The organism is Lacihabitans lacunae, assembly GCF_042649125.1.
Taxonomy (GTDB): Bacteria; Bacteroidota; Bacteroidia; order Cytophagales; family Spirosomataceae; genus Leadbetterella; species Leadbetterella lacunae.
The window spans coordinates 3,174,750-3,198,601 of the sequence record NZ_JBHRYQ010000001.1; the positions used below are offsets into that span (position 1 = coordinate 3,174,750).

Sequence of the window (23,852 nt, forward strand, 5' to 3'; positions counted from 1 at the left end):
ATTATACTTTTCTTCAAACATTAAAAAGGGCCTTATCGGCCCTTTTTTTTATTTCATCCCTAATTCTTTTTTCAAGAAGTATCCCGTATAGCTTCCTTTTACTTTAGCTACCTGTTCGGGAGTACCTTCTGCTACTATTACTCCTCCTTTATTTCCGCCTTCTGGCCCCATATCTATTACATGGTCGGCTATTTTAATGACGTCTAAATTGTGCTCAATTATCAAAAGACTATTCCCCTTGTCTGCGAGTTTTTGAAGCACATCAAGTAATTTTCTGATATCCTGAAAGTGCAAACCTGTGGTGGGCTCATCTAAAATATACATGGTTTTCCCCGTGTCTTTTTTCGACAGCTCCTCCGAAAGTTTCACTCGCTGAGCCTCTCCACCCGAAAGCGTAGTGGCATGTTGCCCAAGCGTAATATATCCCAAGCCTACATCATTCAAAATCTGCACCTTCCGGTTAATACGAGGTTGGTTTTCAAAAAACGGAAGTGCTTCTTCTACAGTCATATCCAAAACATCCGAAATGGATTTCCCCTTAAACCTAACCTCAAGCGTCTCTCTATTAAATCGCTTTCCTTTACAGGTTTCACACATGATATGCACATCTGGCAGAAAGTCCATTTCTATTTTTTTCATACCGCCACCTTCGCATGCTTCACAACGGCCTCCTTTAACGTTAAACGAAAAACGCCCCGGCTTATATCCTCTAATTTTAGACTCAGGAAGCTCCGCAAAAAGTGCTCGGATATCGGTAAACATACCCGTATATGTAGCAGGATTACTTCTCGGAGTTCTTCCGATAGGTGACTGATCTACTTCAATAACTTTGTCTATGTGCTCTAATCCTTCTACCTTTTTATAAGGCAGAGGTTCTTTTTTAGCTCTAAAGAAATGGTGATTTAGAATAGGAAACATAGTTTCATGAATAAGCGAGGACTTTCCGCTACCGCTCACCCCGGTGATACAAACCATCATACCCAACGGAAGCTTCATGCTTACATTTTTGAGGTTGTGGCCCGTAGCTCCTTTTATTTCTAAAAACAGACCGTTTCCTTTTCTTCTCTTTTCAGGAACTGCTATACTTACCCTATCGCTCAAATAATCGGCCGTAATACCTCCTTTGGCTATAAATTCTTCTGGAGTACCGTAGCTTACCACTTTGCCGCCATGCCTACCTGCACCCGGTCCGATGTCTAAAATATAGTCTGACTCGAGCATCATGTCTTTGTCGTGTTCAACCACTAAAACCGTATTTCCAAGATCACGTAAGTCTTTTAGAGCGGTAATAAGTTTTACGTTATCACGTTGATGGAGGCCAATACTTGGCTCGTCCATGATATACAAAACCCCCACAAGCTGGGTACCTATTTGGGTAGCCAGTCTTATACGCTGAGCCTCTCCACCCGAAAGGGTCCTCAGGGCACGATTTAGCGTTAAATAGTCAAGCCCAATGCCGTATAAAAAACCAATACGTTTTTTGATTTCTTTCAAAATCTCAACTGCTATCAAGTTTTGCCTATCCGAAAGTCGCTCTTCTAGGTTTTCGAACCAAGCGGCCAAGTCGGCGATATCCATCTGAGATAGTTCTGCGATATTTTTTCCATCTATCAAAAAATGCAACGACTCTTTCTTAAGCCTTTGACCGTTACACTCAGGACAGGTCTTTATCAACATGAAGTCTTTTAGCCAGTCCTGAATTTTGTCTGAATCAGAATCTTGCTGACGCTTCAAAAAGGTCAATATCCCTTCGAAATTCGTGTTCCAGTCGGTTCCTGGGTGTTTTTTAGATGGCACCGCAACAGGCTCCTTGCTGCCATGCATGATAATGCGAAGTGCCTCTTCGGGTATTTTTTCTATCGGAACACTGATAGACGTTTTATATTTTTTAAGGATTATTTCTATTTGCTTAAAGATCCACAACTCGCGATACTCGCCAAGCGGAGCTATTCCTCCACGCGATATACTTATACTTTTGTCAGGAATAATAGCCTCTTCGGTTATCTCTTCAATCATCCCCATGCCTCCGCAACTTGGGCAGGCCCCGTAGGGCGTATTGAATGAAAACGAGTTGGGCGAAGGGTCTTCGTAACTGATACCCGCCTCGGGGTCCATCAGGTTTTGAGAGAAATACTGAACTTCATTTTTGTCATTTAGCAATAACAAAGAACCCTTTCCTAACTTAAGGGCCGTACCTACCGACTGACTGATTCTAAAGCGATCTTCTTGCTTAGGAATGACCCGATCTACCACAATCTCAATGTCGTGAATTTTGTATCGGTCAAGTTGCATTTTAGACGTGATGTCTTCTATCTCACCGTCTACTCGCACTTTGGTGTAGCCCATTTTGGTGATTTGCACAAATAGCTCTCTGTAATGCCCTTTTCTTCCTTTGATCAAAGGTGCCAAAATCGCTATTTTCTTGTCTGTATATTGATCGAAAATTTGCTCTACAATCTGGTCTTGGGTTTGCTTAACCATAGGTTTGCCCGTAACATAACTGTACGCTATACCTACGCGAGCAAAAAACAAACGGAGAAAGTCATAAATTTCGGTGGTGGTACCTACTGTAGACCGAGGATTTTTTGAAGTGGTCTTTTGCTCAATACTGATAACCGGCGAAAGTCCATTGATCTTATCAACATCCGGACGCTCCATATCGCCAATAAAACTCCTCGCATACGACGAAAAACTCTCCATGTATCTTCGCTGCCCTTCGGCATAGATGGTATCAAACGCCAAAGATGATTTTCCGCTGCCGCTAATACCCGTTACCACCACGAGTTTGTTTCGTGGAATAACTACATCGATGTTTTTGAGATTATGTTCACGGGCACCGTAAACTTCGATTTGGTCATGCCCTGTAAGTTCAATATCACTAAGTTTTTTATCTACTGCCACGCTAGTTTTGAAGGAATGTTGTCAAACTCCAAATTTAACCTTTTTTCAGGTACAAAAGTTGGAAGGATTATAAATAAAAGGAAAAAAGAAAGTAAAACAACCCAAAATGCAAGGGTTTAGGTTATTTCTGCTATTCAAACACTTAAATAGACTTTTTAGAATTTCAATACTATCTGGCAAAAAGCAAACCTTTTATTTGGCCTTATTTTTTCTACGCTCAGCCACAAGCAACTCTATGACCAAGTCATAGCTTCGCGACCCCTCTTCTTGACCATTTGACTTTAAAAACAAATCGTAAAAAGGGGAAACGACATACACTTGCACCGGGTTTTTGAATCTTTTCCAAATGGCTCGCTCAGCCGCAAAATCTTGCTTTACCAGAGAATCTAGTTTGTTGTAATACGACTTAGAAAGTGTACTGTCTATTTCCCAAACTTTATGGATGGCACGATACACTACGCCGTAATTTCCAGAATATCTAAAAACAGGGTCCGGGTGATTTTTACAAGCCAAATACCCTAAAAAGCTCGCCTCGTCTTCGGAAGCGAAACCCATCTGATGGGCCATTTCGTGAGACGCCACATAAGGCACGTCTATGGCCAAATTGTTGGCATTAACATTAGCCTCGCCACTTAAAAACATATAAATACCACTGGTGCTCATATAACTAAGCAAGTCGCTGCCCACTGCTTTTTTAATAGATGGAGCTGTATAATTAATAAATGGATAATCAAGCTGCTGATAGCCTTCTGGGGCCTTCTGAAAGGTCGAACTCAGGCTCGCCGCCTTAATCATTTCGGCATTTAGGGCTCTTCGAGAAACATTGGTTTCCTCCACTAAGTCTTCACACAGTTGTATCAGTTCTTGGTCTGTTATGTTTTCTTTGTTTAGGTGCATCAACTCTTCTAAGGGCACTTTGTGATAAGCCAAACCCCACGTAAGCATATATATAAAATACAAAACCGAAAGTCCGCCCAAAAGCTGAAACGCAAAAGACTTAAAATACTTCTTTGACATATACAGTTGATAGATGTTTTTCCCTAACCAAAAGATAAGCAAAGCACTTAAAACATACACCAAAACCAAACCAACAGAAATGCTTGTCAGAGAAGTCAGTTTCCTTAGGCCAAGTGTGAAATATTTAAAAAAACCCGCTGTATAATATTGCTCCACCCAAATCGGGTTACTCGCAAAAACTCGAAACGCAAAATACTGAATAGGCAATGAAAACACCAACCAAAACCGCCACCCTTTTAATTTCATAAATAAATATCGCTATGTTGTTATTCCACCCCAAATATCGATTAAAAATAGACATTCGAGACTTCTTCCTAAAAAAAACAAAAGGCTCACTTTGTAAAAAAATGAGCCTTTTGAAATATATAAATCTGAGTGATTACTGAATAGTTACTCCAAAACAATAGTTTTTAGAATACCCTTCATAAACACCACACATTAAGACGCCTTCTTCGCCTTGCTTTTTGGCGGTTTCTATAACTTCTTGCACTTCTTTTACTGAGTTTACCTTCGCATTTCCTACTCGAGTGATAATGAAACCTTCTTCGATGCCATCGTTTTCTTGAGCAAAAGTACCCGTTGGGTCTATTCCGGTAATTCTTACACCATTTCTCAATCCTATTTTCTCTTTTTCTTTGGCCGAAAGTTCTTCTATTTTCAGCCCGAGTTTACCATAAGCCGAGTTGTTTTTAGGAGCAACTTTAAGCACGCCTTTGCCGCCTTCGCTGTTTCTTAAAACAACCGAAATATCTTTAACGCTTCCATTTCTGTTTAAGGTAATATCCGCTTTGTCGCCTGGTCTTTTTCTGCCTATTAGCTCTAAAAATTTCGGCATCGAAGTAATCGCAATACCGTCTACTTTAGTTATTACGTCACCTTTTTTGATACCTGCTGCCGCAGCTGCACCGTCTTCAGGCACGCCGTAGACATATATTCCGCTTTCTAAATCTGTATCTAGTTTAAGTTCTTTTTTGGCATCTCTGCTTAGTTCCACAGGATTTATTCCTAAGAAACCACGCTGTACATTCCCAAACTTAATAAGGTCCGTAGAAACTTTCTTTACGATAGTAGAAGGCACCGCAAACGAATAACCAGCATACGCTCCATTTGGCGAAGCGATGGCCGTATTGATTCCGATCAACTGTCCGTTTAGATTTACCAAAGCACCACCACTGTTACCCGGGTTTACCGCGGCATCTGTCTGGATAAACGACTCAATAGGAGCGTTTGTATTACTTTGATCTTTGTTTTTAAGAATATTGATACTTCTACTCATAGCACTGATAATACCTGCCGTTACGGTAGACTCCAAGTTAAACGGATTACCAACCGCAAGCACCCACTCTCCTACTTTGACATCGTCAGAGTTAGCAAATACGATAGATGGCAACTTAGCCGCCTCCACTTTGATTACCGCAATATCCGTAGATGGATCTACCCCAATTACCTTAGCTTCATACGTTTTCTTGTCGTAGGTTACTACTTCAAGCTCCGTGGCTCCTTCCACTACGTGGTTGTTGGTTACAATGTATCCGTCTTCAGATATAATCACACCCGAACCCGAAGATTCTTGTTTTTGGTTACGCGAGCCACCGAACTCATCGTCCATTCCAAAAAACTGATCGAAGATAGATGGCATCTGACGTACGGTACGGATAGACTTGGCCTTGATATGCACCACCGCAGGAGCAGAAACACCCGCTGCATAGGTAAAGTCGCCGGGTTGGCCAACGGGCATATCGTTATAGTTTACCAAACTAGTGCCAGCCTTATTAGAGCCTGCTTCGTTGATGATTACATCGTTTTGATAGCCCGAAATGGCTTTGTAGCCGGCTATAGTAGCCACACTAGTAGCCACAGCGATTAAAGCGGTTTTCCAAGAGTTACTTATCATATTATTAATGCTATAGTTATATTTAAAGGATTTCTGAAATTTCTAAACTGCAAATTTATTTTTGCCTGACTTTATAACGCAAATCTTTTAGATAAAATTTACTATTACTTGTAGTTCTTAACAATTATTAACTAAAAAAGCACCGTAAAGTTTTTCACGGTGCCTTTTCTGAGTGCCAAAAATTAGTTAACCGAAATCAACTTTGGCTCTTTTGGTTTTGCTTCCTCCTTTTTAGGAATACTTAAAGTTAACACACCGTGGTCATAGTTGGCCGCAATGGCGTCAGTTTCCACAGTTTTTGGCAACCTAAATGAACGAGAGAATGCCTCAAACCCAAACTCTTTACGTAAGTATGTTTCGGTTTTCTCTTCTTTGTTTTCTTCTTTCTCGGCCCATACTTTCAATGTGTTTTCACGGACTTCTATTTTAAGGTCTTCTTTTTTGAAGCCCGGTATAGCCAATTCAATTTTAAACGAAGCCTCGTCTTCTATGATGTTTGCAGCTGGAGCTGTTTTGTTTGGCGTGTGAGCAGCCTCATTAAAAATCTCATTGAAAATTGCTGGTAAACCGTTTAATGTGTTCGCGTTTCTTACTAAAGTGTTCATATTGTTAATTGTTGTTTTATTTAAAAATTATTTTATTCACTATGAACAAATCACATTCCAAGTCAAAAAATCAGACAAAATGACCGACTTTTGAATGTAAAACAAAACCATACATGACACATTGGCCGATTTTAATTTAAATCCAAATAAAAAAACTGACAGATTTTACATTCTGGTTTTGGGTAGAAACAAAAAAAACAACAGCAACAATTAAGCTACTGCTGTAAACGTGTTGTGGATTAAAATAGCAAACTCTTAGTTTAGTCAATATCAAGGATATTGTCGCTTGGCACTTTATCAATCATGATAAGCAGGGGATCTATTCCGCCTTTTTTAGGCTTTTCTTTTACCCAAACTTTTATATTTTGCTGGCCCTCTTTTATTTTATGGCGTTTGTAATAAATCAGATTTTCTTTGCCCCCTCTATTTTCACCATATAAACCTACCCAAATCCACTCATTAAATTTCTGCGGACTTTCTTTGCCAATTTCATCGGCATAAAGTTTCTCTGCACTAATGTCTAACGAAACCTCGTATCCCCCATTTAGAGATTTTTGGCTTGCTTTGTTGGTTTGGAAATTATACAAAGTGATTTTTTGAAAAAGATCAGTAACTAAGTAACTCAAGCTATCTGGCATCACTGCCCGCACTTCTCTAACCAAATCTTTAGATGTAAGGTAAATGGGCTTCGGCTGATTCAAACCGTTTTTAAACTTGAATAAGAAGTTTTTCAAACCTTGATTAAGTTTTTTTTCTCCGATATAATCCTGAATAGCATAAAGCACCAATGAGCCTTTTGTGCAATGTGTATTAGCTTGATTTTCGAAGCCCCCCAAAGGCACCTCTTTCTTTAACTCTCTTGGCCTGCTAGAAAGATATTCTTTAAGCTCATATTTAAGGAAATTTTCCATTTGGAGAGCATTTGAGTTTTTGCTCATTACCATCAAAGCAGAATACTCGACAAGCGACTCGGGGAGCATTAAAGAGCCCGCTTGGTCCGCAGGCACATTTTGGTGCCCCCACCATTGATACCCAACCTCTTGAGCAGTTACAAAAGTGACAAAATCAGGATCTATGGAATCGTCTATTTTTGAAACAAAACCCATGATTTCGCTGTAAGAGACGGTATTTGCAAACGACAGTGCGAAAGTCATAAATCGAGGAAATTCCATTATTCGCAACTGACTATACTGATACGGACCAAACTCTTTTTGATAATAATCCAGCGTGTTTTTCATAGCCGTCATCATACGGCCTATGTTAGCAGCGTGTTTTCGGTGATAAAAAACCTCCAAATTTACACCATTGTGGTTTTCTCTTTTTACTTCATATCTAGCAGAAACTATGGAGTATAAATTAACCATAGGCTTATTCATTTTATATGAAAAATACCTCCTATTATTTTTTATCCACTCTTTTTGCAGATATCCAGGTGTAATAGCTATTTGGTCTAACTCAGTACCCACTGTAGCCTCGAAATTAACAAAGTCTGCCCCCTGATTAAAGGCTGAACGTGAAAGCCCATTTTTACCCTTTCTCTTCAAAACCCAGTCATTGGCTTTCAAGCCTTTCTCTTTTCGCTTTTTTGGGTCTTGAAGTTCCATAATAGACATATAACCTATGGTAGGAAAATAACTATTATTAATAAAAGTACCATTTTCTGCTGCTTGAACCTTTCCAAAGCTTTTTTCAAACCCATTAGTTTCATGTTTTATTTCAAAATCAAGCAAAACGCTATCTCCATTTTGTAAAGGCTTATCCAGTTTAAAAATATAAAACCCATGTTTTTTAACATATTTATCATCCAGCTTATTAGCCACATTTATTTTTAAAGCATTAACCAAGAGTTGATTATCAAAATTTTGCTGAACGTACACCTCCAGTATTAGCTCCTCATTTTTGTTTTTTAACCAGTAATGCCCTTGGACAAAAAAATCTCGGGTAGAGGGATATAGTTCCATATTTAGCTTTACATCTACCACTTTAGGCTGGCTAGCATTATCATATTTTTTCAAATCCTTTTCAAACGCCACTTGTTCGTTTATATCTTCCTCTTCTGTTTGGTAGGTGTTGAGCACTTTTGTGTTGTAATATACTACGCCACCTAAACCTAAAGCCAATATTGTTAATAGACCAATCGCAGTTTTTTGAAATCCATTTGTTTTCCCGGTTTTAACACGCGTTAAAATGCTCTCCTCGGCACCTCTTACCATCCATTTAGCTGCTAAAATAAAAAGTATAACGGCTATAGCTAACCAATAAACGGTAAGACATAAATACAACGGCAAAGAATGCCCAAAGCCATTCATGTCAGAATACTTAGCCAATGAACCTGAACCAAACTTAACAAAAGGGGTTAAAATACCTAATTTACTGAATACAAAATCACTAAATATTACTGCCAAAAATATTGCGTGACCTAAATATTTATTATTGACAACAACATGAATAAAAAATCCCAGAAACATCAAGATCAGAAGGTTGATATAAAAATTTCCTAGAATCAATTGAAGATAAAGATTCAATTGAAAATCAAAAAAGCCCCTTACCGTTTGAAAATAAACCCCAGCCAAGATTCCTAAGCCCATAAATACACCAAAAGCCAAAGCCAAACCTAAATATTTGGCCGTCAAGATTACCCAAGAAGGCACAGGCAAAGCGTCTTGAATCATATTAAACTTAACGTCTCGCTCACGCCATACCAAATCACCCACAAAGATGATCATCAACACGAGAGCGAAAGTACCCACTATATCACTAAGTGGTTCTAAAACAATACTGACATAAGGCACCAGGCCAGAACCATAGCTACCCTTAAGGTTATTGCCCAACACAAAAAATATAAGGACCATTAAAATAGAAAACGCCACAAAAGGAATGCTTTTTACTACTTCCAAAAAGTATACTTGAGCCATGCCCAGCACTTTGTCTTTATGCTCATAGAAGTTCTTGTAAGCATAAGGCATGGGAGCTCCACCAAACCGTCTTTTTTCTTTTGTTGCAACATTGCTTTGGGGTTTGCCTGAATTGATGATTGTTTTAAACGAAAACAAATAATAGGTAAGCATCAAGATTAGCACTCCTACAAAAAGCCATATCAAGCGATTGAATAGAAAATCGCCTCTGAAGGGAATACTACTCACATTTTTTTGACTGATAGTCCAATATTTAACAAGGGAAAAATAGGCCTCAAACCCAAGGGGGTTCATATAAGAAAGTGTTTTTTCTAGCTCTATTTTTGTAAAGAGCTTACTGAGCGACTGATTTAAAACAAAGAAAACCAAGGCTTGAAGAAACACATAAATCATTTTTCGACTCAAAGCCCCGACCATAAAAAACACCGCAGACAAAATAAAGGCATTTGAAAGAATATAAAAAAAGTAAGGATTAAAATAATTAAACAAACGAAAAGGACCCAATCGGTGTGCCTCTTGCCAAGGCATAGCCTGACCCAGCATCAAACCCAAGGGGATACTTAATAAAATAAGGCATAGCACAATAAAGGAGCCTATAAACCTACCAAATAGATAATCAAACTTTTTGATATTGGTAGTAAAAAACAAGGCTTCCATGTTGTTTTCAAAGTCTCTTAAAATAGCCCCCCCCATAACAAAGGAAATAATAAAGATAGAAATGGTACCCATAATGGTGCTTAGGCTATAAATCCCATAAGTTCCGTTTTCTTTTATTTGCTCGCTAAAGAGAAATATTTCTTTGACTGGTGTAGCAGTAAAAACAAAAGCTAAAAAAAATAATAGAAAAAAAGAAACGTAAGTAGCTGGCCTAGCTTTTCGGTAGCTAAACTCAAACTTTAAAAAGTTTATCCACATGGCGATTAGAAGGTTTGTGTAGGTGAAACAATGTGTTTGAAATATACATCTTCAAGGTCTGCCTGAACGAGTTTAAATTGCTCGAGTTTTTTCTCCGAATAAATATGAAAAACGGGATCTCCCATTTTCATTTTTTCAGAAATTACGTTATATCCATTTTTCAAAAACTCCACCTCTACATCTTTGTTTTTGGGCATAGCTTCATATATAAATCCATCTATATCATTAATGGCATCAACCAGACGGCCTTCGTAGACAACCTGACCTTTGTTCATGATCGCCATTTTTTTACAAAGTTCCTTTACGTCTTCCACTATGTGGGTAGAAAGTATAATCACACGGTCTTCGCTGAGGTTAGACAAGAGGTTATAGAATCGATTTCGCTCAGCGAGGTCGAGGCCTGCGGTGGGTTCGTCTACAATAAGCAGCTCTGGGTTTCCAAGTAAGGCTTGGGCTATACCAAACCGCTGTTTCATACCTATAGAGTAACTTCCCAGCCCCTTGGATTTGTGAGAGGTTAGATTTGTCTTTTCTAAAAGATAAGCCACCGTATCTTTTCGCTGTTTGCTATCGGTAATACCTTTTAACAATGCCAAGTGGTTTAGTAGAGTTTCAGCACTAACTTTTGGGTACACACCAAACTCCTGAGGCAAATAACCCAATACCTGTCGAATCTCGTCTTTTTGATTTACTACGTCTATATTATTAAAAAACACTGTGCCGCTGTCTGGCTCTTGTATAGTAGCGATTGTCCGCATCAAAGAGGATTTGCCGGCACCATTAGGACCCAAAAGTCCGTAAATGCCATTGGGAATATTTAGGTTGACATTATTAAGTGCCTTTACATCGTTGGCATACGTTTTCGAGAGATTTTGAATTATTAAAGTCATTTGATTCTTGGTTCAATCTGAGGATTTTATATTTAAACAAAAAACTATACTTTCTTTCTAACCTTAAAAATTAAAATATCAAATGAAGTATTCCCTATACGAATACTAATTTTCCAATAAAGTGAGAGTACATGAAAAAAAAATGGAGTTTCAGATATTTGGGAAAATATACCACTCAAAATACTACTTACGTAAGTGAAGAATATGCCGCCCCTCTCCATGAGATTCAGGAGAGAGGGCGGTTATTTCTTTTTGACTTCTATTTTTTGTGTGGCAGTGCTATTATTAAAAATTGTGTGTGTAATGTTTAAAACAAGTTGTGTGGAACTTATTCTATTTTTAAGTGTGTGGACACTAATAGCGTGTCTTGATTTATGATTCAAAGGTGCGATTATTGAAAACGGTTTGCAAAAAAAATGTACCAAATTGGATATTGCCTATACGAAAACCTATGCAACCCAAGAATAATACGGCTTTAAGGCAATTGCAATTCCCATTAACTGATTTCTACCTTTAATATCTAGTTTTTGCATAATATTGGCCCGATGGTTATTTACTGTGGCCGTACTAATAAACAAGCGACTAGCAATTTGAGGAGTTGTAAAAGAGTTAGCAAGTGCTTGCATAATTTCAATTTCTCGGCGAGTAAGTGCCTTCAATAATGTGGCATCCGTAACCGAGACACTCTCATTGTCTGGAGTTTGATAAAACATTTTTTCGATAGTAGGCGAGGTGTATTTTCTACCTACAGAAACCTCTTGTAGTGCATAAAAAAACTCGCTCATACTTACATATGTAGGAATATGTCCTTCTACTATTAAATTATGAAACACAGTTTGTGCTTCGTTAACATCTTTTGACATAAAAAGACACTTAGTAGCGGAGTTGGCTTGTTGCATTTCTTTTATTACTTCTATACCAGACATGCCCTCCAACGAGTTACTGATAACCAAAATGTCAGGTTGAAAGAGCATTCGTTTTTTTTGAAAATCAGCTCCAGAGGTAGTATATGAAACTACATTATACTGGCGGTGCTCGAGAGCTTCTCTCAACACCTCACATAGCAAAGTACTACGGTGGCCAATTAATATTGTTTGTGAATTATTCATTTTTTCTTAAAAGAAATAAGTAGTAAATATAGTTTCAAATTCCCTTTTGGATCCTGATCTGAAACCAGTTACATTGCCGAGTTTAGTAATTGTACTTTTTTTAATAGTTAACTTTGTAGATTTCATAATTTCATTTAATTTGTGGAATGATTAATTTTAATGATTCAAAGAAAATTGGTTAAGGTTTCTCTGCAAATTATATTACACCAATTCATCCATTATATATGCAAAATGAAATAATCCACCTTCAATCCAAATTTTTAAAATTGCTATATGGAATTAACCAATTCGTACGTAACAACAAACAAATAATCAAGAAACACATCTTGGGTTGGACAATTTATTGTTTAATTGAGTTTTGCTTTTCAGTCAGTATAGCTGCAATAATCCCCAGTAGCTTTATTAAAAACATAGTATACTTTATTCTATGCTTTTATGCAATATTGTTTGGGGCTTTTATACCTCAACTTCCTAAGAAAATACTTAAGGCAATTATAGTTAGCTTTTTTTTAGTAATTTTATTAGTGGCATTTAAATACTTTTTTGATTTTTATATTTATAAAATAAACTTTCCAAAAGATAAAAGTATCTTAAAAAACTACTTTGCATATGAAATTTGGAGAATTTACCAGCCTACCATTTATGCTTACGCATATTGGGTATACCTCAACTCAATTAAAGATCAAAAACTTAGACTAGAGGCAGAAAAAAAACTATTAAAAACTGAAATAGATTTTTTGAAAGCTCAGATTAACCCTCACTTTGTGTTTAACACCCTTAACTTTGTTTATAACAAGGTGGCGAGTATAGATAAAGAGTCAGGAGAGGCCATCATGAGCCTAACAAGACTAATGCGAAACAGTGTAGAAAGTACCAAGCATGAGCAAGCCACGATAGCAAGCGAGGTGAATATGATTGAGGAATATTTGTATTTACAAAAGCTACGATTTGGCAATAGGCTATGCGTGGAGTTTAAAAAAGAAGGACTATTTTCTTTTTTTGCTATTCCTCCCCTAATATTAATAAGTTTAGTAGAAAATGCTTTTAAATATGGCATAATAGATGACGCTGAAAACCCCATTTACATTTCGATCAAAGTAGATAAAGATGCGTTATATTTTGTGTGTAAAAACAAAAAACGTGTCGATTTTGAAGACAAAGAAACCACTGCTATAGGCTTGGGGAATATTAAAAGACGACTTGAAATATATTACGACCATAACTACGATTTATATGCCAACGAAACAATCGACATCTACGAAGTGTTTTTGAACATTAGGTGGAAAAAATAATGTTTTATTTTGATATATACTTAAATTACAGAATCAATAGTAACCCTAACCATATAACTAAATGAACACAGACATAAATTGTATAATTGTTGATGACGAAGAGGCCGCCATCGCTATTCTTTCAAACTATGTTGCAAAACTTTCGTATCTAAACCTTAAGGCTGCCTTCTTAGACCCAATAGCAGCTCTCAATTATGCCCAAGAAAACGACGTAGACCTAGTTTTTTTGGATATTAATATGCCTAATATATCCGGAATAGGTTTTTTAGAGTTACTTAAGGGAAAGTCGAAGGTTATACTAACAACTGCCTACACCGACTATGCTCTAGAAGGATATAAATATGACATAGTAGACTACCTCACAAAACCCATCCCATTTGAGGCTTTTTTAAAGGCCTGCCAAAAAGCACAATTGAGGCTTGGGACATCAGAAACAAATAAAACCCAAAACTCTAAAGACACCCTCGATGATTTCATTTTAGTAAAGGCCGACCGCAAAGGTAAATTTGTCAAAATTTTATTTTCAGAGATTATGTATATTGAGTCTATGAAAAACTATGTGGCCATATATACCAAACAACGCGAACAAATCATAACGCTTTTGTCTATGAGGGAACTCGAAGAACGCCTTCCTAGTGAGCATTTTTTCAGAACCCATAAAACTTACATAATAGCCCTTAATCAAATTAAAGTTATAGATGGAGGAGAGATTGTATTGTTAAATGAAAAAGACAGAATTCCGCTTGGCATCACTTATAGAGATAGTTTTTTTGCAATGCTAGAAAACAAAATGCTTAAGCAGTAACCGTTTGTTTTTTCTGTCTTGCAATTTGTGAAATATAGTTCCGCAGCAAAAAATCATACATCAAAAGTTCATGCAGGCGTTGATTAGAGCTAACTAATCTATTGATATGCATATGAATAAAACTTGCTAACAGCTGATCGACTTTAGGGTTTAGTGTTCCAATTTCATTCGCAGTTTTTTCCAAAACACCCATTCTAGAATCCCAAATCTCGTCTAAATAATTATCGCTATTTTCTAAAAATTCACCAATCTCTTTTTTGTTTTCTCTATATTTTTTATCCAGTTGGCTTTTTAGATCTTGGTTCATCCGAAATTCTGCTGCAAACCCATTTCTAATACTTTCAACCAGATTTTTTTTGTTTTGTAAAGAATACCCAAAAATGTTCAAAAGTTTATCTATTGACCTTAAGCCCCAAAGCCATTTAGTACCCTCACGAAGGTCTCCGTCAGTAGCCTCCAAAAAATCTAGATAGGCTGTGCTGTCTAGGTAAAAAATAGTCTCCGCTTGCGAAATTGTATTATACCCATATCGCTCCAGCTCTCTTTTGTATGTATCTGTTTGTATTTTCCAAATACCTTCAAATGGCTTAACGTAAAGCTTTACAAGATCTACTATAGACTGCAGATGAGAACTATTGGTTAAGTGAAACCGCACTCTAATATGTGAGTTAGGGTCAGTATATCTTATAAAAAACCATTTATCTATCCATTTTTCACTTTGAGCCTTTTCAACTACCCACTTTATTCCATTTTGTAATATGTTATCAGCAGATTTGGCACCACAATAAAACTTTAAATAAAGCCATTCTGAGCCTATGCTAAAGTTTCGCTTTATTTCTTCGTTGTTTAATTCCAAATTAAGATTGGTATATACAGGCTCATTACGAATAAGTGCAGCAACAAACTGATTAGCAACATGCTCACCCTGAGCATTTTTTGTTGGCATGGCGTTATTTAAAAAACTCTCTTTTAAAACCACCCACGTTTTATTTTTTATTGCACTTTTAAAAATATCAAACAAAACACAGTTTGAAGTATCAATAAAAAGCTCATTATCACCTTCGGTAAATAAAAAAGTAGACGGAAGACTTTCTTCGTTTCTCCATTTCAAAATATCCTCAACTGATTCTAATTTACAAATTCTTAAGATTTGCCTATGATTAAACTGCCACATGGCAGGGCTTAGTATTACGTTGTCTAAAACTACCCTTGGCAAAAAAGTAAATTCCTTGCCAATGTCCCCCCAACTAAAACCAACTCCTGCCTGAAAATTTTGTGTCTGCAAGTCACATAAAAACTGATAAACCGGCAATGCATTATAAGTAAAATTATGAGCAGACCCCAAACGGGGAACAATGAGTGTATTGGAAGGTTTGTGTCTTAAAAAAATCTTATTATGTCTGACTGAAATAAAAATATCTTTCAATAAAAATTGATGGTCAATATCCTTAGAAGAATTCGCCAAAAAAGGAATTTCATAGTCCCTGAATCCTGGACGTAACAATATATTACCAATTCTACTTTCTGGCAAATGTACAATTTCAGCAAAAACCACCTCATTATTTAAATCCTGCTCCTGTTGGGCTATATCTATCACCATAGCTTTTATACCTGCATGAGCATGAGCAAACCTACCTATTAGATTTGCGGCACTACTGCCGCCTACGTTTTCTAAGACTATTTGTTTTTCATTTACTATTCTAAACATAACCGAAGAAGAGGCACACAAATCAGGTTTGACATTTGACTCTTCAAAGCCAAACTCTGAAAACATAACTTCGTACTTTTTATTTATATAAGTTCTGTTTAATAACCTAAATATTTTTTTTTGGTTTTCTGTCCAGGAAATCTTATCAATGCCTTTCGTCTCGGTAAGCCTAACTCCGTCTATAAGCGGCGTAAAGTCTCCTGCTATATTGTCTAAATAGCCTACACCCATTTCGGTATCTAAAGCGTGTAGCAATGAAACTTCTTCGTCTTCATATCTGTCATAAAACCTAGCAATAAAATTTGAGATATTGGGCCTTTGTAAATCACCGCTTAGAGAGCTGAGCTGTTTAATGGCATTCAAAATCCCCAATTGAAATTTTGAATCTATTGTACTTGAGGAAGTTACAATATTTTTATCTACTTGAAAAAGCTTACTTTCATCAAACGGCACCCCAATAGCTTTAAGTAATTCTATAATTTGCAGATAAAAATCCGTCCCATTGGCCATTCTATTATCAAGCTTTAATAACAGTGCCTCCGTTTTACATAGCTTATCTAATATTGAAACTAGTTGAGGGTCTTTAAGCCTTACCTGATTTAAAACAGAAAGAATTTGAGATAAAAACTCTGCACCCGTTATTGCAGGGTCCAATTCACTTATTAACAACTGACAATCTATTAATTCGTTTACAAACGAAAAAGCCTCCTCTTCAGAAATATCTTCGGAACCAATAGTGGAAACAATCTCTTGCATATTAGCTCCCGACCTCGCTATGGACAAAACTGCACTAATGTATTCGTTATTTTTTATCGAGCTAATTTGATGCTCCCTAATACCGCCAATGTAGTTGTATTCAATATACCTAATGTCATCATCAATTAAATAAATACTTGAATTGGGAGAAAAAGAAACACTTTGCCTTACGCAGTCGATTTTAACTAGATACAAGGCCAAGGCACATAAATAGTCCATATCGAGACGCGTATGCCTATCAGAACAGTTACTAATGGTAATGTTTGTACTAGAACCCCAATTTACCACTCCTACCCCTGCAAAAAGACCAAAAGGCGTACAGCGGGTTCTACTACGCATCAAATATTTTGCAAGAGAATAGGCGATGTTTTGATTTTCTTTTAATGAAAAATCCTTAACATCCATTGCTGCCCTAAAAAGCACAGGTGAGGCTAAGTATACAGCTTCCATAAAAGCTCTGTCTTTTATTGCTTCACTGAGCCTTTCAAAGTTAATATTAGTATCAAAACTTGAAGTAGGGGTTCTCAACACGAGTTGCGGATAAAAGGAATAGTTATGCATATTGTAAGAAAAAAACTTAATCTTAGTAGAAAATAAAGTTACTAAAAATATATCTTAATGTCCATATCGCCAAGTGTTTCCAACTCAAAATATTAGCTTAATGATTAAAATTCATACTCTTGATTGATTTTACCCAAGTCGCCAAAGGAAAATAGGCACATTTAACTATTTGAATGACCGATTTGGCAGTTTTGTCTTATTTTTTGTCTGATTTACGCCTAGCGTGATTCCTACTTTTACATATAAATAGTTTTCTCTTATCGAAAACACTAGTAAAATTTATTATCACAAAAAATTAATACGATTATGGACTTATCAAAAGATTCAAAAAGCTTAAACGAAATTATTTACAAAGCCTGGGACGACGCCAGCTTCAAAAACAATCTTATTAACAGCCCAGTATCTACTTTGCAGGGTCTATTAGGAAAAGACGTAAAACTGCCCACAGGCAAGAAAATAGCAGTAGTAGACCAATCAGATGATACTACTTTCTTTATTAATATTCCTGCAAAACCCAAGAAAGAGGAACTAGATGTGGAATTAAATGAGGCCCAATTGGACTTTATTTCTGGGGGTGGGGATCCTATCAGGACTCAAGGACCCATAGGATGATTTTTAAATAATTATTTGTATTAAATTATTTAAACGTATATTATCATTAATTTGAAATATACGTTTTTTTTTGACTACCGCTATATTATTTTCATGTGAAGCATTTAATGTTAATATTCATACTATTTATCTTTTTAGATTCTCAAATTGGTGTTGGGCAACAAGAAAAGAAAGAATTTAAAAAAAATGACAAAACATCCGATTCTGCGGATAGTCTGTATAAAATAGCAGTGTCAAATTATAAAAATGGCGATTTAAAAAAAGCATTATTAAATTTTGAAAAAAGCCATAAATTATATAACCAACTCCTTGCTTTTAGAAAAATAGGAGAATGCAATGAGAACATGGGTTTGTTAAATTTTGACTTAGGTGATTTTGATAAAGCTGAATATTATTTTGTTAATGCTTTAGCTGCATATAAAAAAGAAAATTATAAAAAAGGAGAATCAGGAATTCTCAATAATTTTGGAGCATTGAGCTATAGTGTTGGTAAATACTCTCAAGCTATTGAGTATTATTTAAAAGCTTTAAAGGTTCAAGAGGAAATTAAAAATGAAATTTTGTCAGCAACTATTATATCAAATATTGGTGGTATTTATTCAAAATTAAAAGATTTCAATAATGCAATAATTTACTACAATAGAGCTTCTGTTATTTATAAAAAACTTAATGATAAAAAAGGTGTTGCCAAAATACTACTAGAAAATGGTTATATATTTATGAAGCAAAAAAAAAGTAGCGAAGCTCTTTCAAACTTTAAACAAGCACTAGCCATAGCAGAAAAAGAAGACGACAGACTATTAGAAATAGAAATCCTTTCAAATCTTGGAGAATATTATTTTACAGAATCAAACTATGAAAAAGCTCTGTTTTATTATAATCGCTGTTTAAAATTTGCTGAAGAACAGAATAGCTTACAATATAAAAGTAGTGCTAGAATATCTATAGGAACTGTATTAATAAAACAAAACAAATACAAAGAGGCTGAAGAAAAATGTAAACTAGGCTATAAATACGCTCTACAGTTAAAAGCAATAGCCATACAAGAAGAGGCCTGCAAATGTCTTTATCAATCATACAAGTTTATGGGTGAAACTCAATTAGCTTTAGAGTATCACGAAAAAATTAGTAGCTTAAACGACAGCCTGAAAATTGAAGAAACTTCCAATAAAATGATGACCATGGAGTTTCAAAAGCAACAGTTAGTAGACAGCCTGTCTTTTGTAAAAAAGCAGCACTTGGCCGAGCTGAAGCATAAAGAAGAAGTACAACGAAAAGAAAAACAAAGAAATTATATAATAGCCACTTTGTGTCTAATGATGCTTGTGGCGGGCGGTTTGTGGAGTAGTTTGAATTTTGTGAGGAAGTCGAGGGCCGCATTAAAAATAGAAAAAGATAGATCTGAGGAGCTCTTGCTCAACATCTTACCTGAGGAAATAGCCGAGGAGCTTAAAGAAAAAGGGAGCGTAAACACCCAAGAACACAACTTGGTGTCTATCCTTTTTACAGACTTCAAGTCCTTTACCCAAACGGCCGCCAACATGACCCCACAAAGTTTGGTTGAAGAAATAAACGTATGTTTTAAAGCCTTTGACCTCATTGTAGAAAAATACCAAATAGAAAAAATAAAAACCATAGGCGACGCCTATATGGCGGCCGGCGGGCTGCCGCATCCTTTTGAGCATTCATTTAGGAATGTACTTTTGGCTGGCCTAGAAATGCAAGATTTTATCACCATAAGAGTGGCTGAAAATAAGCAGAATAACATACCCGCCTTTGAAATGCGGCTCGGAATACATGCAGGACCCATAGTGGCAGGTATAGTGGGGGTTAAAAAATTCCAATACGACGTATGGGGCGACACCGTAAATACCGCTAGCCGAATGGAAAGCAACTGTGAGGTTGGTCGTGTAAATATCAGCGAGACCCTTTATGACATCGTAAAAGACTACCCAGAGTTCGATTTTGAATACCGAGGCGAAATTGCCGCCAAGGGCAAAGGGGAGGTAAAAATGTATTTTGTGAACTTGAAGACACAGACCTAATAGCGAAGCAACTGCTATATCCCCTCAAAAAACTACTCTACTTAAAATCAAAATCCAATTATTCTAGCACTCCGCATAGAACGAAATACAGCTACATAATTTAATCTATCTGTTCTCCCTTTTAACTTCTTGCTATTACAAAAACACGTATTGTCTTTTTTGTACTAACTTCTGGCAGATTTGCCTATAAAACCCTCATTATCTTTATATTATCAAAATAAAAAACAGTATTTAAGTAACTGAAATACTAGTATTTGATAAAAAAGAAAGCTAAAGCCTAAATGTCATTTTTCACAGTTATTTTGGCATTTATACCTTAAAAACCAGCGATACATTTGTAACATAGAAATTAGAAAAAGAAAAAAGTTAAGCTAAAATATAAAAGTCATTTTTCACGGTTATTTTGGCAATTATGACATAAAAATCAAAGATAAATTTGTAAAACAGAAACAAAGAAATGGAACATAAAAAGCAACAAGTTTTACAGGCAATAATTTCCAAAGCATGGGAAGACACAAACTTTAGAAAGGCTTTGATAAGCAACCCAATAGAGGAGATAGAAAAGCTTACAGGCGTAAAGGTGGAATTGCCCGAAGGACGCGAGTTAGTTATCATTGACCAAACTGACAAGTCTAAAGTATATGTAAACATACCCGCTGAGCCCGAAATGGAAAACATGGAATTGTCAGAAGAGCAATTGGAAAATATAGCTGGTGGTGGACAAATGATGTGGAACAAGTTGGTACAAGACTTATTTCCAACCCTAGAAAAATTTATTAAAATTTAAATATTAAACAAAATGGAAAACGCAAAAAAAACAACGGCCAAAGCTACTGAAAAGCCAGAAAAAAAGTCGATAGATGTGGAATTGGATGATAATCAGTTAGATGCAGTATCTGGTGGTGTTATTTATATACCAAACATTCCAGATTTAAGAGATTTAATAAGAAATCCAAAATTAGATGGAGGTACTCAATAAATATATTTTTTAACAAATAATCAATTAAGCAAAATGGAATTTTCACAAGAACAAAAACTGTACGCAGAAGTGGTACAAAAGGCATGGGATGATGCAGATTTTAAAAATGAATTGACGGCAAACCCAGTAGCTGCTATTGAAAAATTGACTGGGGAAAAGTTGAATATACCAGCGGGGAAAACATTGTTGGTACGTGACCAAATGGATGAATCAACTGTTTATATCAATATCCCTGCAAAACCCGAGATGGACTTTGAACTAAACGAGGATCAACTAGAGGCTGCAGCGGGGGGAGTTGTTGGTGGACCTAATGGAGAAACCTGTACACCAAATCCTTTTCCAGGAACAATTTACAATCCGCCGACAATTACTTTCAAATAATTTATTTTAAAAACTTAAACAATTATATATTATGGAAATTACACAAGAACAAACAATGTTCGCTGAAGTTGTACAAAAAGCGATGGAAGATGATGCATTTAAAAAAACATTGATAGCAAATCCCGTAAATACAATTGAGACTTTTATAGGACATGAATTAATTATCCCTAATGGTCTAACCTTGGTTGTACAAGATCAATCAGAAGAGTCTACAATTTATTTAAACATTCCGAAAAAGGGTCGCATTGATGAATTAGAATTAACTGATGAACAGTTAGAAATGGTTGCAGGTGGATCAACTCCTTGGTGCTTGTATGCAGGATATTTTGTAGTATGTGCTGCCATGGTAGGTGCAGGTGTTACTGTTGGTAAAGGAATTGGGGAGGCTTTAAGATAATTAAAATTAAAAATATTATGAACATTACAGAAAATAAAAGTCTTTTTAATGGATTAATTTCACAATCTTGGAAAGACGAATCATTCAAAAAAAGCCTCATAAATAATCCAATTCAAACAATTGAAAATTTTATAGGAAACCCTATTTACCTTGAAGGTGGAAAACAAAAAATTGTAGTCGAAGATCAAGGTGACAACAATATTATTTATCTCAATTTACCTTCACGAGCAGAGTTTAGTGAATTAGAATTAACCGATGAACAATTAGAAATGGTTGCGGGTGGTAGCACTCCGCTTTGTTTATATGGAGGATGTTTTCTAGTTGGACTTGTTATTGGAATTGCTGCTGGGAGCAAAGGTGGTGGTGGTACTACTAATAATACTACCATTATTAATAATTATTAATATTAACATGAAAACGAATTTGAAACACTTTGAAATCATATTTAAGATAAAATTTGTTTCAAATTTGTTTTACATTTACCTTATTTTCTAAAAAAATGAGTAAAAAAAATATATATCTGTTTAGTGGTTTCGCTTCGATTTTCATAGCTCAAATTTTCGACAATCCATACATAATGATTGGATTGGGGCTTTTAGGAGCTATTTTATTATTATTGTCTGGTACGTATAAAAATAATAAAAACTAATTGGCTAATGTGCTTATATACTGACTTTATTCATCAAATTAAATAGCCATTCACAAGTCAATCAAATAGTGCACTTTAAAAATCAATTAAAAATAATACTGATTTTAAAATTATTTGATTTGACAATTATCCAAAAAATTGTCAAAACTTTAATATTCACTAAATTTTTAAAATTAGTATAAGAAAAAGCATAAAAATCTTATGAATATTTTAAATATACCATATTTTGCTGGCGGACTATCTCATTTAATTCCTTTATATGTTTTACACCATAAACATTTAAAGAAGAACACTGAAATTAAAAACCATTTTTTAGTCAGCAAGAATATTCAAAACTTTCTTAAAATTCAGGGTATAAATTGTGTCTCATCAGATTTTTTTAATGATGAAAAAGAATGTATGCTAATGTCTAAAGATAATTTGAAAATAATAAAATATGTAATAGAAAAAGAGAAAGAAGCATATGAAAAATTAAAGCCAAGGCTGATTATTGAGGATGCTTCTTTTACGACTCCTCTCATAGCAGAAAAAAACAATATCCCCAGAATTTCTATTCAAAGAACAGGTAATTTTAGATCTATTGATAATAATTTTAGGAATAGTAATCATGTACATTCATTACAGAAAGGCGAAAAAACAGATATATCTTCTTTTGGTTTAAATACCAATAATTCCGAAATATCAGAATTCGATCACTCTGACAAGTTCTTTTTACAAAAATACATTAAACCAAAAGCAAAAATTATTCCTGGGATACCATCTATTGAACTTTTACCAAAAAATATTGAAGATAAAGAATCCTATTTTTACTCTGGTCCTCTTCTTGTAATGGACAAGCCCTCAAAAAATCTGTCTAATGGACTAGATGAGTTTTTTAACAATAATAATAAAAAATTAATTGTATTTATCACAACTGGCACAATAGATAGGACACCAATAGAAAATTTTATAGAGTTCTTTGTAAAACGTAATTACGCTGTTATTACTACTTGTAACTGCAAAATAAATGAAGAATATAAGCAAGAAGTTTTTTATAAAAAACTTCTTCCATTAAACTATATCTGTAGAATTTCAGATCTTGTTATTCATCAATGCGGTTCAGGAATGTACCATTATCCGATTATGAACAAAGTTCCAGCTCTTACAATAGGTACACTGTGTTACGACCGTGAAGATATAGCTCAGAGATTACAACAACTTGGGGTATCGGGTCATATTCCACACCCAGACGATAATTCTAATTACTGGGGTATTTTTCTCGAATTGGTTGATAGGTTTGAGGAAAATACATTGGTAGATTTTAAAATGATAGATAAGTTGAGATTCGAAATAAGTGAAACATCATCAAATTTTCGAATGGAGCAAGTTATAGAATATGCTATGAGTTAAAAATCTTCACAAAACTCTCATTTAATCAAATT

The 23,852-nt window shown here is 35.5% G+C and carries 19 protein-coding genes; 11 read left to right on the top strand and 8 right to left on the bottom strand.

Annotated features, from left to right (window positions below; translation table 11 throughout):
* Positions 1-48 precede the first annotated feature (48 nt).
* From uvrA to ACFOOI_RS13900, 7 genes are all read right to left on the bottom strand, one after another.
* Positions 49-2,901 carry an excinuclease ABC subunit UvrA gene (uvrA, locus tag ACFOOI_RS13870; RefSeq protein WP_379838589.1) on the bottom strand — a complete coding sequence of 951 codons (2,853 nt, stop codon included), beginning with the start codon at positions 2,899-2,901 and terminating at the stop codon, positions 49-51.
* Between the two features lie 192 nt (positions 2,902-3,093).
* Positions 3,094-4,164, bottom strand: a complete 1,071-nt coding sequence (locus ACFOOI_RS13875) for a DUF3810 domain-containing protein (RefSeq protein ID WP_379838590.1) — start codon at positions 4,162-4,164, stop codon at positions 3,094-3,096.
* A gap of 133 nt (positions 4,165-4,297) precedes the next feature.
* Entirely contained in the window at positions 4,298-5,812 is a 1,515-nt protein-coding gene (locus tag ACFOOI_RS13880; protein ID WP_379838591.1) for a Do family serine endopeptidase, read from the bottom strand.
* 182 nt (positions 5,813-5,994) lie between these two features.
* A complete protein-coding gene (locus ACFOOI_RS13885; RefSeq protein WP_379838592.1) occupies positions 5,995-6,417 on the bottom strand; it encodes an Hsp20/alpha crystallin family protein in 423 nt (140 codons plus the stop codon).
* Between the two features lie 260 nt (positions 6,418-6,677).
* Entirely contained in the window at positions 6,678-10,247 is a 3,570-nt protein-coding gene (locus ACFOOI_RS13890) for an ABC transporter permease/M1 family aminopeptidase (RefSeq protein ID WP_379838593.1), read from the bottom strand.
* Between the two features lie 5 nt (positions 10,248-10,252).
* Positions 10,253-11,137: an ABC transporter ATP-binding protein gene (locus tag ACFOOI_RS13895; RefSeq protein ID WP_379838594.1), complete on the bottom strand. Its 885-nt coding sequence runs from the start codon at positions 11,135-11,137 to the stop codon at positions 10,253-10,255.
* 449 nt (positions 11,138-11,586) lie between these two features.
* On the bottom strand, positions 11,587-12,246 hold the full coding sequence (locus ACFOOI_RS13900) for a response regulator transcription factor (RefSeq protein WP_379838595.1): 660 nt from the start codon (positions 12,244-12,246) through the stop codon (positions 11,587-11,589).
* A gap of 524 nt (positions 12,247-12,770) precedes the next feature.
* Between ACFOOI_RS13900 and ACFOOI_RS13905 the strand changes: the two genes are divergently transcribed.
* Entirely contained in the window at positions 12,771-13,538 is a 768-nt protein-coding gene (locus tag ACFOOI_RS13905) for a sensor histidine kinase (protein WP_379838596.1), read from the top strand.
* Positions 13,539-13,599: 61 nt separating this feature from the next.
* Positions 13,600-14,343 (top strand): LytR/AlgR family response regulator transcription factor, encoded by a 744-nt coding sequence (locus ACFOOI_RS13910; RefSeq protein WP_379838597.1) that lies wholly within the window; start codon positions 13,600-13,602, stop codon positions 14,341-14,343.
* On the opposite strand, the gene ACFOOI_RS13915 is transcribed toward ACFOOI_RS13910, so the two are convergent.
* Positions 14,333-17,368: a lantibiotic dehydratase gene (locus ACFOOI_RS13915; protein WP_379838598.1), complete on the bottom strand. Its 3,036-nt coding sequence runs from the start codon at positions 17,366-17,368 to the stop codon at positions 14,333-14,335. The genes ACFOOI_RS13910 and ACFOOI_RS13915 overlap by 11 nt on opposite strands.
* A gap of 306 nt (positions 17,369-17,674) precedes the next feature.
* Between ACFOOI_RS13915 and ACFOOI_RS13920 the strand changes: the two genes are divergently transcribed.
* The 9 genes from ACFOOI_RS13920 to ACFOOI_RS13960 all read left to right on the top strand — a co-directional run bounded on the left by ACFOOI_RS13920 (position 17,675) and on the right by ACFOOI_RS13960 (position 23,820).
* Entirely contained in the window at positions 17,675-17,980 is a 306-nt protein-coding gene (locus ACFOOI_RS13920) for a TOMM propeptide domain-containing protein (protein WP_379838599.1), read from the top strand.
* A gap of 107 nt (positions 17,981-18,087) precedes the next feature.
* On the top strand, positions 18,088-20,025 hold the full coding sequence (locus ACFOOI_RS13925; RefSeq protein WP_379838600.1) for an adenylate/guanylate cyclase domain-containing protein: 1,938 nt from the start codon (positions 18,088-18,090) through the stop codon (positions 20,023-20,025).
* 457 nt (positions 20,026-20,482) lie between these two features.
* A complete protein-coding gene (locus ACFOOI_RS13930) occupies positions 20,483-20,812 on the top strand; it encodes an NHLP leader peptide family RiPP precursor (protein WP_379838601.1) in 330 nt (109 codons plus the stop codon).
* A gap of 12 nt (positions 20,813-20,824) precedes the next feature.
* Entirely contained in the window at positions 20,825-21,004 is a 180-nt protein-coding gene (locus ACFOOI_RS13935; protein ID WP_379838602.1) for a hypothetical protein, read from the top strand.
* A 33-nt stretch (positions 21,005-21,037) separates the two neighbouring features.
* Complete coding sequence (locus ACFOOI_RS13940; protein ID WP_379838604.1) at positions 21,038-21,385, top strand: TOMM propeptide domain-containing protein; 348 nt, start codon at positions 21,038-21,040, stop codon at positions 21,383-21,385.
* Between the two features lie 31 nt (positions 21,386-21,416).
* Positions 21,417-21,782 carry a class IIb bacteriocin, lactobin A/cerein 7B family gene (locus ACFOOI_RS13945; RefSeq protein ID WP_379838605.1) on the top strand — a complete coding sequence of 122 codons (366 nt, stop codon included), beginning with the start codon at positions 21,417-21,419 and terminating at the stop codon, positions 21,780-21,782.
* Positions 21,783-21,799: 17 nt separating this feature from the next.
* Entirely contained in the window at positions 21,800-22,186 is a 387-nt protein-coding gene (locus ACFOOI_RS13950) for a class IIb bacteriocin, lactobin A/cerein 7B family (protein WP_379838607.1), read from the top strand.
* Between the two features lie 95 nt (positions 22,187-22,281).
* Positions 22,282-22,431, top strand: a complete 150-nt coding sequence (locus tag ACFOOI_RS13955; RefSeq protein ID WP_379838608.1) for a hypothetical protein — start codon at positions 22,282-22,284, stop codon at positions 22,429-22,431.
* 201 nt (positions 22,432-22,632) lie between these two features.
* The gene (locus ACFOOI_RS13960) at positions 22,633-23,820 is read left to right on the top strand and encodes a hypothetical protein (RefSeq protein WP_379838609.1); all 1,188 of its coding nucleotides are present in this window, start codon (positions 22,633-22,635) and stop codon (positions 23,818-23,820) included.
* Positions 23,821-23,852: the final 32 nt, after the last annotated feature.

Coding starts and splice junctions, on each gene's coding strand:
- ACFOOI_RS13915 (WP_379838598.1), bottom strand. CDS start 17,368: ATGCATAACTATTCCTTTTATCCGCAACTCGTGTTGAGAACCCCTACT.
- ACFOOI_RS13955 (WP_379838608.1), top strand. CDS start 22,282: ATGAGTAAAAAAAATATATATCTGTTTAGTGGTTTCGCTTCGATTTTC.
- ACFOOI_RS13890 (WP_379838593.1), bottom strand. CDS start 10,247: ATGTGGATAAACTTTTTAAAGTTTGAGTTTAGCTACCGAAAAGCTAGG.
- ACFOOI_RS13880 (WP_379838591.1), bottom strand. CDS start 5,812: ATGATAAGTAACTCTTGGAAAACCGCTTTAATCGCTGTGGCTACTAGT.
- ACFOOI_RS13900 (WP_379838595.1), bottom strand. CDS start 12,246: ATGAATAATTCACAAACAATATTAATTGGCCACCGTAGTACTTTGCTA.
- ACFOOI_RS13885 (WP_379838592.1), bottom strand. CDS start 6,417: ATGAACACTTTAGTAAGAAACGCGAACACATTAAACGGTTTACCAGCA.
- ACFOOI_RS13930 (WP_379838601.1), top strand. CDS start 20,483: ATGGAACATAAAAAGCAACAAGTTTTACAGGCAATAATTTCCAAAGCA.
- ACFOOI_RS13910 (WP_379838597.1), top strand. CDS start 13,600: ATGAACACAGACATAAATTGTATAATTGTTGATGACGAAGAGGCCGCC.
- ACFOOI_RS13895 (WP_379838594.1), bottom strand. CDS start 11,137: ATGACTTTAATAATTCAAAATCTCTCGAAAACGTATGCCAACGATGTA.
- ACFOOI_RS13875 (WP_379838590.1), bottom strand. CDS start 4,164: ATGAAATTAAAAGGGTGGCGGTTTTGGTTGGTGTTTTCATTGCCTATT.
- ACFOOI_RS13950 (WP_379838607.1), top strand. CDS start 21,800: ATGAACATTACAGAAAATAAAAGTCTTTTTAATGGATTAATTTCACAA.
- ACFOOI_RS13920 (WP_379838599.1), top strand. CDS start 17,675: ATGGACTTATCAAAAGATTCAAAAAGCTTAAACGAAATTATTTACAAA.
- ACFOOI_RS13925 (WP_379838600.1), top strand. CDS start 18,088: ATGTTAATATTCATACTATTTATCTTTTTAGATTCTCAAATTGGTGTT.
- ACFOOI_RS13945 (WP_379838605.1), top strand. CDS start 21,417: ATGGAAATTACACAAGAACAAACAATGTTCGCTGAAGTTGTACAAAAA.
- ACFOOI_RS13940 (WP_379838604.1), top strand. CDS start 21,038: ATGGAATTTTCACAAGAACAAAAACTGTACGCAGAAGTGGTACAAAAG.
- ACFOOI_RS13960 (WP_379838609.1), top strand. CDS start 22,633: ATGAATATTTTAAATATACCATATTTTGCTGGCGGACTATCTCATTTA.
- ACFOOI_RS13935 (WP_379838602.1), top strand. CDS start 20,825: ATGGAAAACGCAAAAAAAACAACGGCCAAAGCTACTGAAAAGCCAGAA.